We start from the raw sequence: 14,446 nt of genomic DNA, 5'->3' as shown, positions 1-14,446 counted from the left end.
CAGGCCTGGAGAGGCGGAGATCTACTGGCTCTGGGCCTGCTTGACCTGAGGCGCGGCCACATCCAGCGCCAGGTTCAGCTTGAGCACATTGACGCGCGGCTCGCCGAACAGGCCCCACTGCGGGGTTTCGCTGTTGCCCCGGATCAGGGCCCTGACCTGGTCCACGCTCACGCCACGCTCGCGGGCCACGCGGGCGGCCTGATAGTCGGCGGCGGCGGGGCTGATGTGCGGATCCAGACCACTGGCCGAGGCCGTCAGCAGATCGATGGGAATGGCGCCCTTGTTGGCGGGATCGGCGTCCTGCAAGGACTTGGCGCGATCCTCGGCGGCCTTCTTCAGGGCCGGATTGGTCGGGCCCAGGTTGCTGCCACCGGAGGCCATGCCGTTATTGGGGAAGGTGCCGGCGGCCGACGGACGGCCCCAGAAATACGCCGGGCTGGTGAAGTTCTGGCCGATCAGTTCGGAGCCGACCAGCTCGCCCTTGCGTTCGATCAGGCTGCCATTGGCCTGCTTGGGGAAGAAGCTCTGGGCCAGGCCGGTCACGGCCAGCGGATACACGCCACCCAGCAATACCCCCAGCAGGATGAACAGCATCAGCGCGGGGCGCAGCGGGTTGGAAGTCGAGGTTTTCATGATGCAATCCTTGCGTAAGAAGTTCAGACCAGGCCAAAGGCGGCCAGCAGCATGTCGATCAGCTTGATGCCCACGAAGGGCACCAGCAGGCCGCCCAGGCCATAGATCAGCAGGTTGCGACGCAGCAGCACGGCCGCACCCAGTGCGCGATAGCGCACGCCGCGCAGGGCCAGCGGAATCAGTGCCACGATCACCAGCGCATTGAAGATCACCGCCGACATGATGGCCGAGCTGGGGCTGGCCAGGTGCATCACATCCAGCGCACCCAGCTGCGGATAGCTGGCCGCGAACATGGCCGGGATGATGGCAAAGTACTTGGCCACGTCATTGGCGATACTGAAGGTGGTGAGGCTGCCGCGCGTCATCAGCATCTGCTTGCCGATCTCGACGATCTCGATCAGCTTGGTCGGATTGGAATCCAGGTCGACCATGTTGCCGGCTTCCTTGGCGGCCTGGGTGCCGCTGTTCATGGCCACGGCCACATCGGCCTGGGCCAGCGCGGGAGCGTCGTTGGTACCGTCACCGGTCATCGCCACCAGCTTGCCCTCGGCCTGGTGCTGGCGGATCAGGGCCAGCTTCTGCTCGGGCGTAGCTTCGGCGAGGAAGTCATCGACACCGGCTTCGGCGGCGATCGCGGCGGCCGTCAGGCGGTTGTCGCCGGTGATCATGATGGTCTTGATGCCCATGCGACGCAGCTCGCCGAAACGCTCCTTGATGCCGCCCTTGACGATGTCCTTCAACTCCACCGTGCCCAGGATGCGCAGGGGCGCGCCATTGTTGATGACGGCGGCCTCGGCATGCCACTCGATGACCACCAGGGGCGTACCGCCACGGCGGGCGATGGCGTCGATATCGTTCTCCACCTGGGACGGCAGGCGCTGGTCGGCCGAGCGCACCAGCTTGCGGATGGCATCGGCCGAGCCCTTGCGGATGCGGCGATTGGCCAGGTCGATCCCCGAAACACGGGTCTGGGCCGAGAACGGGATGAATTCCGCACCCAGGCCGGCCATCTCGCGCTCACGCAGGTTGAAGCGGTTCTTGGCCAGCACCACGATGCTGCGGCCTTCCGGGGTTTCATCAGCCAGCGAAGCCAGTTGGGCGACGTCGGCCAGTTCGCGCTCGGACACGCCGGGCGCCGGCAGGAAGGACGAGGCCTGGCGATTGCCCAGGGTGATGGTGCCGGTCTTGTCCAGCAGCAGCACGTCGACGTCACCGGCGGCCTCGACCGCACGGCCGGAGGTGGCGATCACGTTGGCCTGCATCATGCGGCTCATGCCGGCCACGCCGATGGCCGAGAGCAGGCCGCCGATGGTGGTCGGGATCAGGCACACCAGCAGGGCGATCAGGGCCGTCACCGATACCGGCGCACCGGCACCGGCGGCGGTGACCGAGAACAGCGAGAACGGCAGCAGCGTCACCGTGACCAGCAGGAACACCAGCGTCAAGGCCACCAGCAGCAGCGTCAGGGCCAGTTCGTTGGGGGTCTTCTGGCGACGTGCGCCCTCGACCATGGCGATCATGCGGTCCAGGAAGGCTTCGCCGGGGTTCACCGAAACGCGCACCACGATCCAGTCCGACAGCACGCGGGTGCCGCCAGTGACGGCCGAGAAGTCACCACCCGATTCGCGGATCACCGGGGCCGATTCGCCGGTGATGGCGCTCTCGTCCACGGTGGCGACGCCTTCGATGACGTCACCGTCGGCAGGCACCGTATCGCCGGCTTCGATCAGGACCAGGTCGCCCTTGCGCAAGGTGCCGCCCTCGACCATGTCGCACTGGCTGGCGGTGATGTTCATGCCATCACCGCGCACGTGATCGGCGCGACGCAGCTTCTTGGCCATCACGCTCTTCTTGACGCCGCGCAGGGCGGCGGCCTGGGCCTTGCTGCGGCCCTCGGCCAGCGCTTCGGCGAAGTTGGCGAAGAGCACCGTGAACCACAGCCACGCGGCCACCGCGAAGATGAAGCCGGCCGGCGCCTCGCCCTTGCCCACCAGTGCCTGGATGAACAGCAGCGTGGTCAGGATACTGCCGAGATAGACCACGAACATCACCGGATTGCGCCACTGCACGCGCGGCGAGAGCTTGCGGAAGGAGTCGGCCAGGGCCGGCTTGACGATCTTGGGATCGAACATCCAGCGCGCGGTCTGGGCGGCCGGGGGAGTCAGGTCGTCCGCCGCATTGCGGGGAGCTGACGGGATATTGCTGGAAGGGGTAGTCATGTCGGTTTCCATTGCGGGTTGCTCCATCGCCGCGCCACAGCGGGCGGCGATGGAATCCATCATTCAATTACATCGCCATCATCTGCAGGTGTTCCACCACCGGGCCCAGGGCCAGGGCGGGGACGTAGGTCAAGGCACCCACCAAAATCACCGCGCCGATCAGCAGCGCCACGAACAGCGGGCCATGCGTGGGCAGGGTGCCGGAGGTAGCGGCCAGGCGCTTCTTGCCCGCCAGCGAACCGGCCATGGCCAGCACCGGCACGATGATGCCGAAGCGACCCAGCCACATGGCAATGCCGGTGGTGATGTTGTAGTAGGGCGTATTGGCCGACAGGCCGGCGAAGGCGCTGCCGTTGTTGTTGGCGGCCGAGCTGAAGGCGTACAGGATTTCCGAGAAGCCATGCGCACCCGGGTTGGCGATGCCGGCCAGGCCGCTCTCGACCATCACCGAGATGGCGGTGAAGATCAGCACCAGGGCCGGTGTCATCAGGATGGCGATGGACATCATCTTCATGTCGAACACGCCGATCTTCTTGCCCAGGTATTCAGGAGTGCGACCGATCATGAGACCGGCGATGAACACCGCCAGCACCGCGAAGATCAGCATGCCGTACAGGCCCGCGCCGACACCGCCATAGACCACCTCGCCCAGCTGCATCTGCAGCATCGGCACCAGGCCGCCCATGGGCGAGAGCGAGTCATGCATGGCATTGACCGCACCGCATGAGGCCGCCGTGGTGACGGTGGCAAAGAGTGCCGAGGCGGTGATGCCGAAGCGGGTTTCCTTGCCTTCCATCATGCCGGGACCGGACGCATGCAGCGAGGCCAGCATGGGATTGGGTTGCGACTCGAAGTACAGCAGCGTCGCCGCCATCACCACGAAGAGGATGGTCATCGAGGCCAGGATCGCCCAGCCCTGGCGACGGTCACCGACCAGCATGCCGAAGCTGGTGCACAGCGCCGCCGGGATGATCAGGATGGCCAGCATCTGCAGGAAGTTGGTCAGCGGCGTCGGGTTCTCATAGGGGTGGGCCGAATTGGCGTTGAAGAAACCACCACCATTGGTACCCAGCATCTTGATGGCTTCCTGCGAGGCCACCGGACCCATCGGCAGGGTCTGGCGATCGGTGCTCTGGGCTTCGGTGATGGGTTCGCCCTTGGCATCCTTCAGGGGCTGGCCGGCGGCATCGAGCTTGGGAATGGTGTAGTTGGTCACCTCCAGCGTCTTCACGTCCTGGTAGGGACGGAAGTTCTGGATGCTGCCCTGCTGCACCAGTACCAGCGCAAAGATCACCGACAGCGGCAGCAGCACATAGAGCGAGCTGCGCGTCATGTCGACCCAGAAGTTGCCGATGCCCTTGCTGCTGTGGCGAGCGAAGCCGCGGATGAGCGCGAAGGCGATGGCAATGCCGGTGGCCGCCGAGAAGAAGTTCTGCACCGCCAGCGCCGCCATCTGGCTCAGGTAGCTCATGGTCGATTCACCGACATAGCCTTGCCAGTTGGTATTGGCCACGAAGCTGATGGCAGTGTTGAACGAGGAGTCGGCGCTGACGTTGGGCAGGCCCTGCGGATTGAGCGGCAGCCATTGCTGGGCGCGCTGGATCAGGTAGGTACAGACCAGGCCGATGAAGTTGAACAGCAGTGCCGCGATGGCGTACTGCTTCCAGTCCATCTCGGCCTCGCCGCTGATGCCGCAGAGGCGATAGAAGATGCGCTCGATACCGCCAAAGAAACGGTTCACGCGCGACTTGCCCTCCATCACGCGGGCCATGTACCAGCCCAGCGGGAGCGAGAGCACCAGCAGCACGACCAGGAACAGGCCGAGCTGGAAAGTGTTGTTGCCGTCCATGTCAGAAATCCTCCGGCTTGATCAGCGCGTACACGAGGTACAGCAACAGGGCGATCGAGACGACCAGGCCCAGCAGATACATGAGGTTCATTTCTTTTCGCCTTCCTGCCGCTCCAGGCGGCTGCACAGGGCGATGAAGGCCCACATGGCGATGCCGCACAAGAGCAGCATGCCCATATAGAGAAAGTCCGTTTGCCACATTTCCCACTCCATTGTTGACGTTGTTCGTTCCGCTCCGGGGACGGATGCGGAGACGGTCAAACGATAGAGGGCGCGGCGTTAAATCTGGATAAAACTATGGGGAGGGGGTGTAAACAAGACGTAAACGCGGGACGTAAACGATGCACCGGCTGCGCCACCGCGAGACGAATCGTCTCAGGCGTCGGTGACCTTGCCCAGCTCGATGCGGTTCTTGCCCAGGCGCTTGGCGGCGTACATGGCCTTGTCGGCCATGGAGAGCAGTTCTTCCGGCCCGATCTCGCCATCCTGGTCGGGCAGGTAGACGGCCACGCCGATACTGCTGGAGACGTTGACGGTAGAGTGCGTCAACTGGAAGGGTTCGCGGATGGTATGGAGGATCTTCTCGGCCACCATCAGGGCATCGGACTGGTAGTGCAGGTTTTCCAGGATCACCACGAATTCGTCGCCGGCCAGGCGCGCCACGGTATCGACATCGCGAACCGAAGCTTGCAGGCGCCGCGCGAACTCGACCAGCAATTCGTCACCGGCTTCATGCCCATAGCGGTCATTGATGGCCTTGAAGCCATCGATGTCCATGAAGAACAACGCCAGCAACTGGTGGGCGCGGCGCGCGCGCATCATGCCTTCGGGCAGGCGGTCGCTGAAGGCACGACGGTTGGGCAGGCTGGTCAGCACATCGGTCAGGGCCAGCTCGCGCATCTGGTCGCGGAAGGCCAGGCGCTCGGTGATGTCGTGCAGGAAGGCGATGAACAGGTGGCCGCTCTGGCGCTTGACGTGGCCGACGGTGATCTCGACGGGCAGTTCGTGGCCGTCGCGGTGCAGGGCCTGCAACTCGATACGGTTGTTGATGACCACGCTGGTGCCATCCTTGAGGAACTGTTCCATGCCACGATGGTGCGCAGCACGCATGTCGGGCGGGATGATCAGGCCGGCCATGTCGCGTCCCATGGCCTCGCCGCGCGGCCAGCCCAGCAGCAGCTCGGCCTGGCGGTTCCACTCCACCACATGGCCGTGTTCGTCGGCGGCGATGAAGGCATCCTGGGCGTTTTCCAGGATGGCGCGCAATTCGGCCGCGCTTTCTTCCAGCTGGATCTGGTTGGCCTGCTGCTTGTCCAGGGACTGCTGCAGCGCCGTGGCGGTCTCGTGCAGGCGGCTGGTGCGCTCGGCGACGCGATGCTCCAGGCTTTCGTTGAGCGAACGCAATTCACGCAGGTAACTCTCCTCGCGCTCGACCATGCTGACCAGGGTGGCGGAGAGGAGCTGGATTTCGCGATAGCTGTTGACCAGCGGGATCGTCACTTCATGCAGGCCGGAGGCACGCTGCTCCAGGGCCGCCGAGAGCGCATTGATGGGGGCCACCAGGCGTCGCGTCAGGACGAAGGCCAGGATCACCAGCACCGCCCCGGTCAGCGCACCCACCAGGATGACGCGGCGCTCCAGGTCGCGGAAGGCTTCCAGCGCCACCGTCTCGGGCTGGCGCACGATGACGCTCCACTTGAGCTTCATGCCCGAATCCTGCCCGGTGCGCGAATAGCCGGCCATGTAGCGCCGTCCATCCGGCCAGGTCTCCACCGTCGAGCCGCCGGTGCCGGCGCTCTGCGAGGCGCGGAAGCTCTCGGTATTGATGACCGTCTCTTCCAGACCCTTGGGGCCCAGCAGCACGACGCCATCGGAACGCACGATCAGCACTTCCACGTCGTAGCGGTTGCCGGTCGGATCGAGCAGCTTGGCAGCAATCTCGCGCGCCCAGCCCCAGGACAGGTGCATGCCCATCACACCGATATAGCGCCCTTCCATGTCCAGCACCGGTGCGGCGATGTCGACGAAGCGCCAGGGCTCGGCCTGCACCGGCAGCTTCTTTTCCAGCAGGATGGCCGGGTGATAGTCGGCCGAGTAAGCGTCCTTCTGCCCGCCCTTGAACCAGGGTCGCTCGGCGACGCTCTGTCCTTCCAGCAAGCCATTGGTGGCGACCAGCACGGTCCCGTCGGGACGCGCCATGCCGATCCACGCGTAATGGGGGACGTTGGTCTGCAGTTCATTGAGTACGCGGCGCACCCGGTCCAGGTCCTTGGCGGCGCGCACCGAGGGACGGGCCACCAGCAGGCGCATGTCGATCTCGCGCTCGGCCATGCCGCGCTCCAGCGCATCCTGCATCTGCCAGGCCAGCTGCTTGAGACGGGTCTCGACCTCGGCACGTGCGTAACCGCGGGTGAACTGATCCACCAGGATCAGCACCGACACGGTCGTGATGAGCACGGTAATAACCACCCCCAGCGTAATCAGGGACAACAGATTCGGCGGCGATGGGCTTTTTTTCTTAATCAATTCAGACAAAGTGCAGCAATACGGCTGGATGCATGACGGCTCCCCTGTGAACCGTGTAGGTAACTCGGCATCTTGCCAGAACACCTATGGTTTTTCATCGACTTTCCCGAAAAACCACGAGATATTTTTTGCCATAGCAAAAGAAAATCACGAATTCTTCGCACAATTGTCGACGATGTTGCACATCTGTTCAGAGTCCTGATAGAGAGTCCGAACATAATTCCCGTATTGCGAGAAAAAAGAACGGCGAGTGATTCTGGATCCCCCGCCGTTCTTTTGTCCCTGCCTGACCAGCGCCCTGCCTACACCGTCGCGCAGACTCCATCGGCACGCGGATCGGTCGCGCCTTCGATGACACCATCCGGATGCACGCACACCGCCCCGGCGTGACCCATCATGTCGGTGTAGTCGTCCACCACCTGCACATCGTGGCCGGCACGGCGCAGGGCCTCGACGGTGGCCTCGGGGATCCGGCCTTCCAGCTTGAGGTTGGTGGAGACATCGCCCCAGGTCCGTCCCAGCAGCCAGCGCGGCGCGCTCACGGCGGCCTGCAGGTTCTGGCCGAACAGCACATGGCGGGTGAAGACCGCTGCCTGCGTCTGCGGCTGGCCTTCGCCGCCCATGGTGCCGTAGGCCAGGGTACGGCCGTCGTCCAGGCGGGCCAGCGAGGGATTGAGGGTATGGAAGGGCAGCTTGCCCGGTTGCAACTGGTTGGCGCCATCGTCGAGGGTGAAGCTGGCGCCACGGTTCTGCCAGACGATGCCGGTATCGGGCAGCACCACGCCACTGCCGAACTCCCAGAAGATGCTCTGGATGTAGCTGACCACCCGCCCCTGGGCATCGGCCGCGCCCATCCAGATGGTGTCGCCCGGCTTGGCCGGATGCGGCCAGGGGGCGGCCCGCTGCATGTCGATGTGGGCAGCCTCCTGCTGCAGCGCCTCGGCCAGCAGCCAGTCGGCGGCCTCCACGCGCATGTGGGCCGGATCGGTGACGTGGCGGTTGCGCAGGATGAAGGCGCGCTTGGTGGCTTCCACCAGGCCGTGGATGTGATCGAAGCCCTCGCCCTGGCTCACGCCCAGACGATCGAACAGGCCCAGGATCATCAGCGCCGAGACGCCCTGGGTCGGCGGCGGCAGGTTGTAGACGCGGCCCGAGCGCAACTGCACCATCAGCGGCTGCACCTGCTGGGCATGGAAGGCTTCCAGGTCGCTGCGCCGCAAGGGGCTGCCCGCCGCTTCCAGACCTGCGGCCAGGGTTGCGGCCAGGTCGCCGCGATAGAAGTCGTCCAGCCCGGCCTCGGCCAGGCGCGTCAGGCTGGCCGCCAGCGCGGCCTGCTTGAGCACCGCGCCCTGCGCGGGGATGCCCTGGGCCGCATAGGTGGCGGCGAAGCCGGGCTGGTCTTTCAGTTCGTCCCACTTGTCACGGGTCAATTCATGCTGCGAGCGCGTGATCGGCACGCCGCGCCTGGCGTGGGTGATGGCATCGGCCAGCAACACCGGCAGCGGCAACGCGCGACCGAAGCCTTGTGCGTGCCTGAGCGCCGCCGCCCAGCCGCCAACGGCACCGGCCACCGTCAATGCCGCATGCGGTCCCCGGGTGGGGATGGCGCCATGGCCATGCGCGGCATAGAAGTCGCGTGTCGCCAGCGCTGCCGACGGACCACAGGCGCGAATGGCCACCGGTTCGCGGCCCGGCTCGCTGATGAGCCAGAAGCCATCGCCGCCGATGCCGTTCATGTGCGGGTACACCACCGCGATGGTGGCGGCGGCAGCCACCATGGCTTCCACCGCGTTGCCGCCTTCGCGCAGGATCTGGGCGCCGGCTTGCGCGGCCAGGTGATGGGGGGCGCTGACCATTCCGCCCAGGCAGGTCTTGCTATACAACATGAATGACTCCTGATGATTTTTGTCTTGTGATGGGTGCTGGGATGATACCTGCGGATGGAGCCGCTTTCAGGCGACCATCAAAAACCATCATCCATCCACGATACGTGCGCTGCCACGATGCGCCAGCCTTGCGGCAGGCGCAGCCAGGTATGGCTCTGGCGCCCGATGCGTGGCTCGCCCTCCCGTGTGAACTCGGTATTGGCCACGGCATAGTCCCGGCCATAGCTGGTGATGACGGTGTGGTGCAGGCGGCGCTCCAGGTTCTTGGGAGAGCGTCCCTGACGGAAGGCGCGGATCGCATCAAAACCCATCAGGTTTTCGGTGGCGCCATAACGCAGCGTGTGCGGTCCGTCGAGGAAGAGTTCGTCCAGCACCTCCACCTGATTCGTGGTCAGTGCGACTTCGTAACGCTCGAAGGCATGGCGAACTTCGGCCAGTACGTCAGGCAGGTTGATGTCGAAGGGCGTGGTCGGTTCCATGTGCGGCTCCTCAGTGTGCGCCCAGGTAGGCCCGGGCCAATGCGTCATTGGCGGCGATCTCGGCGGCACTGCCCTGCGCGACCACGCGCCCGCCTTCGATCACATAGGCACGGTCGGCCAGCGACAGCGCCAGCGCGGCCATCTGGTCCACCAGCACGATGGTCATGTTCTCGCGGCGCAACTGGTCCAGCGCGGCGAAGAGCTCGGCGATCACCTTTGGCGCCAGGCCCAGCGAGGGTTCGTCCAGCAACAGCACACGCGGTCGCGTCATCAGCGCGCGCGCGATGGCCAGCATCTGCTGCTCGCCACCCGAGAGCAGGCCGGCGCGATGATGCAATCGCTCGCGCAGGCGCGGGAAGCGTCCCAGCATCTCTTGCACGCGCGTCTCCACGTCCTGTGGATAAAGAAACGCGCCCAGGCGGATATTGTCCAGCACCGACAGTTCCGGGAAGACCTGTCGTCCTTCCGGCACCAGCACCACACCCTGGCGCACGATCTGCTCGGCGCGCAGGTGCATGAGGTTCACGCCATCGACATGGATGCCGCCCTGCACCGGCCGGTGCAGCCCGGCGAGGGCACGCATGAGCGTGGACTTGCCGGCGCCGTTGGCCCCCAGCAGCGCAATCATCTCGCCCTGCCTGACCTGCAGGTTGATGCCATGCAGGACCGGTTCGGCACCGTAGCCGGTGACCAGCTCGCCCACGCCCAGCAATTCGGCCGCGCCCGCCACCGGTGTGCGGGTGGCCACCGGCGCCTGCTCTGCCCCTTCACCCAGATAGGCCTTGCGCACCGCCGGATCGTTCTGCACTTCCTGGGGCGTACCGATCGCCAGTCGCTGACCGGCATCGAGCACGACGATGCGGCTGGAGATCTGCATCACCAGTTCCATGTCATGCTCGACCACCACCACGCTGATGCCGCTGGCGGCGATGCGCGTCAACAGTTGCGCCAGCCGGGTCTTGTCCTCGCGGGAGAGACCGGCGGCCGGTTCATCCAGCAGCAGCACATCGGGATCGGCGGCCAGCGCCCGCGCGATCTCTACCAGGCGGCGATCAACGTGGGCCAGGTCGGCCGCCGCAATGTCGCTCGCGCCGCGATAACCGCAATAGTCCAGCAGACGACGGCTGCGCTCGCGCACGGCGGGCGCGACGAAACCGCGCGCCGACAGCAGCGCTCCCAGGCGGCCCCGGCTACAGGCCAGCGCCACGTTGTCGGCCACCGTCAGGCTGCCGAACAGTTGCGAGGTCTGGTAGGTACGGGCCACGCCATGACGGGCGATGCGAAAGGCCGGCAATCCCGCCAGTTCCGTCCCGCCCAGGGCGAAACGACCGGCGCTGGGGCGATAGAAGCCCGAGAGCATGTTCAGCGCCGTGGTCTTGCCCGCGCCATTGGGGCCGATCAGGCTGGTGACGGCCGCCCCCGGCACGGCAAAGCCGAGCTCGCTGACCGCCCGCACGCCGCCGAAGACCATCGTCAGTCCCTCGACCGACAGGCTGCGACGGGCGCGCTGCGGCAAGGCGTCTTCGCGCGCTTGGGCGTCCTCCGAGACGCCCGACGGCAAGTCCGTCACCGGCTTGCGCCAACGCGCCAGCCCTCGTGAGAGCAAGCCGGTCACGCCATCGGGCGCAATCCACAGCACCAGCAGGAGCAAGGCACCGAAGAAGAGCAGGCGATAGTCTTCCAGGCTGGCCAACAGTTCGGGCAAGGCGCCCACGATCACGGCGCCAATCAGCGGCCCCAGGATGGAACCGGAGCCGCCCAGCACCACCACCAGGACAAAGAGGATGGATTGCATGAAGCTGAAGGTGTCCGGCGTCACCAGACCCGACAGCGGCGCGAACAGGCCGCCGGCCAGCCCCGCCAGCGCGGCCGAGACGGCGAAGGCAACGGTCTTGACCACCAGCGGATTGATGCCGATCGACTCGGCGGCGGTCTCGCTGTCGCGCACCGCACGCATGGCCGCGCCCCAGCTGCCACGCGCCAGCCAGCAATAGCCGGCCAGCACCACGGCCATGCTCGCCAGGGCCAGGATGGCGATGGCACGCTCGCCCTGCAAACCGGCCACCGAGGGCGCCACCAGGCCCATGATGCCGTTCTGGCCGCCGGTGACGTCGCGCCATTCGATGATGGCGTGCTGGATGATGAAGCTGAAGGCAATGGTGATCATGGCCAGGTAAGGCCCCTTCACGCGCAGGGCCGGCAAGGCCAGCAGCACCCCCAGGGCGCCCGCCACCACCGCTGCCAGCGGCCAGGCCAGCCAGAACGACAAGCCGGCCCGGGTGGTGAGGATGGCCACCGTATAGGCGCCCACGGCATAGAAGCCGACGTGACCGAAGGAGACCTGCCCGGTCAGGCCGATCAACACATTGAGGCCGATGCCGACGATGGCCATCAGCGCAATGCCGGCCAGCACGAAGACGTAGTAGCTGTTCACCGACAGGGCCAGGGTAGCCACGGCGATCAGGCCCAGTGCGCACATGCCCAGCGCAGCGGGCGTCCCCAGGCCCAGCCTGAGGGGACTGCGCGCTGCCGCCACCGGAGCGGTGCCAGCGTGCAGCGTGCGGGTAATGGAATGCGGAAGACGGTTCATACCTTGTTCACCTGTGCGCGGCCAAACAGGCCATTGGGACGGAGAGCCAGCACCACGATCACCAGCCCGAAGCTGATCATCTGGGTATAGCCGGAACCCAGCGTGGCCGTGACCAGCGCCTCGGCCATGCCGAACAGCAGGCCGGCGATCATCACGCCCCAGGCGCTGGTGATGCCACCGAGGATGGCCACGGCGAAGGCCTTCAGGCCAAACAGCGTGCCCATGTCGGCGTTGACGTTGAAGAGCGGCGCAATGAGCACGCCGGCCACACCCGCCAGCACGGTCGAGATGGCGTAGGCGGCGGCAATGGCACGCGTGATCGGGATGCCCATCAGTCGCGCCGCATCACGGTTCTGCACCACCGCCAGCAGCGCCTTGCCCCAGCGGGTGTGCCGCAGCACCGTATGCAGCAGCGCCGCCAGGACCAGGCCGATGGCCGGGATCAGCAGGTGCAGCGGATACACGCCCAGCCCCACGCCGCCCAGTTCGATCGACGACAGCGCCAGCGGCGACGGCAGGCTGCGCGGCTCCTTGCCGAAGGTGTGCAGGACCAGGTTGTCCAGCACGATGCCCAGCGCCACGGTGGACATCAGCCAGGCATTGGAACCCTGGCGCGCAAACGGACGCACCGCCAGCACCTCCACCAGCACCCCATAGAGCGCGCAGGCGGCCAGCGCCAGCAGCACCGCCAGCCACATCGGCCAGCCCAGTGTCTGGGCGAAGGTGAAACACAGGACTGCGCCCAGCATCATGGAGCTGCCCTGCGCGAAATTGACGGTGCCGGAGACGGCATACGTCATGGTGAAACCCAGCGCCATCAGACCGTACATGCTACCCAGTCCGAATCCGCTGATCAGTGCCGACAACAGCAGCATCGTGTTCTCCTGGCGCCGCCACGGCGGGCGGCGCACTTCTTGTGTGGATGAGGTCTTACTGGGTCAGGCCGACCGGCAGGATGCGGTTGTCGATGAACTGCGCCCAGACGTAGTCGTCGGCCTGCAAGGCGTCATGCACGCTCGGACTGAAGGGCTTGACGTAGCTCTTGATCAGGCCGTCGTAGCGATCGATCTTGTAGAAGCCCTCGCGGATGGCATCGCCCTGGGTGGAACCAGCCTTGGCGATGGCCAGCGCGGCCAGCTGCATGCCGTCGTAGGCATTGGCCACACCGACGGCCGGCGTGATGTCGTCCGGTCCCTTGATGGCGGGATACTTGGCCTTGAGTTCAGCCACCACCTTCTCGCCCACCGGCGAGAGCTTGCCGAAGAAGCTGAAGGTCTGGACGAAGTGGACGTTCTTCGCATTCGGTCCGGCCAGCTCGGTGAAGCGGCCACCGGCCGGGCCCCAGTGCGAGACCACCGGTACCTTCCAGCCCATGCGGTCGAGCGACTTGACCACCTGCGCCGAGGGACCGACATTGCCCACCAGGTAGAGGGTGTCGGCGCCAGCGGCCTTGAGGCGGCTCAGTTGCGGCACCAGGTCGACATCGCTGGCCTCGAATTTTTCCACGCCCACCGGTTTCTGGCCCTTCTCGGCCAGTGCCGCGGTGATGCCCTTCTCATTGGATTCGCCCCAGGGATTGTTGACCAGGATCAGGCCGGCCTTGCTGCTCTTGAAGGTCTTCTGGGCGTAGTTCAGCATGGCCTTGTCCACCAGTTCATCCACGGCCGAGACACGGAAGGCGAAATTGGGATTGGCGCCATTCCTGGTCACACCGGTGCCGGCAGCCCAGGGGCCGACGAACGGCACCTTCTCCTGGTTGACGATGGGCACGATGGCCATCGACACCGGCGTATCGAGGCCGCCGAAGAGCACCGCCACCTTTTCCTTGAAGATCAGTTCGCGCGCAGCCACCACGCCCTTGGCCGGATTGCCTTCGTCATCGCGACGCACCAGTTCCAGCTTGCGACCGCCCAAGAGGCCGCCCTTGGCGTTGATCTCGTCGATGGCGATGCTCATGCCACGGGTCAGGGCTTCGCCGGCCTGGGCCGACTGGCCCGAGAGCGCCGTGACCAGGCCGATCTTGATGGTATCGGCGGCCAGGGCCAACGGCGACAGTGTGGCGGCAACGGTCGCTGCGGCGACGGCGATCAGGGTACGGCGAGTGAAACGGATCATTTGACTTCCCTCCAGGTTGGCGGAACGCATTTCGCCGGCTGCTGCCCGTGAAATGCCTTCCAGGTGGTTGGCATGCTTTGCCCGGCATGACTTATGCAAGGGCTATGCCAAGCGCAGCAATTCCGTTTAATTTTTGCCGACAATATTGC

The 14,446-nt window shown here is 65.7% G+C and carries 10 protein-coding genes; all 10 read right to left on the bottom strand.

Annotated features, from left to right (window positions below):
• Positions 1 to 21: 21 nt before the first annotated feature.
• Complete coding sequence (gene kdpC / locus ACIPHN_RS11510; protein ID WP_400436208.1) at positions 22 to 633, bottom strand: potassium-transporting ATPase subunit KdpC; 612 nt, start codon at positions 631 to 633, stop codon at positions 22 to 24.
• A 23-nt stretch (positions 634 to 656) separates the two neighbouring features.
• Positions 657 to 2,852 (bottom strand): potassium-transporting ATPase subunit KdpB, encoded by a 2,196-nt coding sequence (gene kdpB / locus ACIPHN_RS11505; protein WP_400436206.1) that lies wholly within the window; start codon positions 2,850 to 2,852, stop codon positions 657 to 659.
• A 67-nt stretch (positions 2,853 to 2,919) separates the two neighbouring features.
• Positions 2,920 to 4,701, bottom strand: coding sequence for a potassium-transporting ATPase subunit KdpA (gene kdpA, locus ACIPHN_RS11500; RefSeq protein WP_400436204.1), 1,782 nt, complete (start codon positions 4,699 to 4,701; stop codon positions 2,920 to 2,922).
• Between the two features lies 1 nt (position 4,702).
• Positions 4,703 to 4,792 (bottom strand): K(+)-transporting ATPase subunit F, encoded by a 90-nt coding sequence (gene kdpF, locus ACIPHN_RS11495; protein WP_017452361.1) that lies wholly within the window; start codon positions 4,790 to 4,792, stop codon positions 4,703 to 4,705.
• A gap of 284 nt (positions 4,793 to 5,076) precedes the next feature.
• Entirely contained in the window at positions 5,077 to 7,191 is a 2,115-nt protein-coding gene (locus tag ACIPHN_RS11490) for a diguanylate cyclase domain-containing protein (RefSeq protein WP_400436202.1), read from the bottom strand.
• A gap of 338 nt (positions 7,192 to 7,529) precedes the next feature.
• The gene (locus tag ACIPHN_RS11485) at positions 7,530 to 9,113 is read right to left on the bottom strand and encodes a gamma-glutamyltransferase family protein (protein WP_400436201.1); all 1,584 of its coding nucleotides are present in this window, start codon (positions 9,111 to 9,113) and stop codon (positions 7,530 to 7,532) included.
• Between the two features lie 77 nt (positions 9,114 to 9,190).
• Complete coding sequence (gene hpxZ, locus ACIPHN_RS11480) at positions 9,191 to 9,592, bottom strand: oxalurate catabolism protein HpxZ (RefSeq protein ID WP_400436200.1); 402 nt, start codon at positions 9,590 to 9,592, stop codon at positions 9,191 to 9,193.
• A gap of 10 nt (positions 9,593 to 9,602) precedes the next feature.
• The gene (locus ACIPHN_RS11475) at positions 9,603 to 12,182 is read right to left on the bottom strand and encodes an ATP-binding cassette domain-containing protein (RefSeq protein WP_400436198.1); all 2,580 of its coding nucleotides are present in this window, start codon (positions 12,180 to 12,182) and stop codon (positions 9,603 to 9,605) included.
• Positions 12,179 to 13,057, bottom strand: coding sequence for a branched-chain amino acid ABC transporter permease (locus ACIPHN_RS11470; protein ID WP_400436197.1), 879 nt, complete (start codon positions 13,055 to 13,057; stop codon positions 12,179 to 12,181). Before ACIPHN_RS11470 ends, ACIPHN_RS11475 begins: the two co-directional genes overlap by 4 nt.
• A 55-nt stretch (positions 13,058 to 13,112) precedes the next feature.
• Positions 13,113 to 14,297, bottom strand: a complete 1,185-nt coding sequence (locus ACIPHN_RS11465) for an ABC transporter substrate-binding protein (RefSeq protein WP_400436196.1) — start codon at positions 14,295 to 14,297, stop codon at positions 13,113 to 13,115.
• Between the last annotated feature and the right edge of the window lie 149 nt (positions 14,298 to 14,446).

The organism is Herbaspirillum sp. NPDC087042 (genome assembly GCF_044745245.1).
Classification (GTDB): Bacteria; Pseudomonadota; Gammaproteobacteria; order Burkholderiales; family Burkholderiaceae_D; genus Herbaspirillum.
Note: the sequence above shows the minus strand (reverse complement) of the source record. Positions and strands in the feature narration are given on the sequence as shown.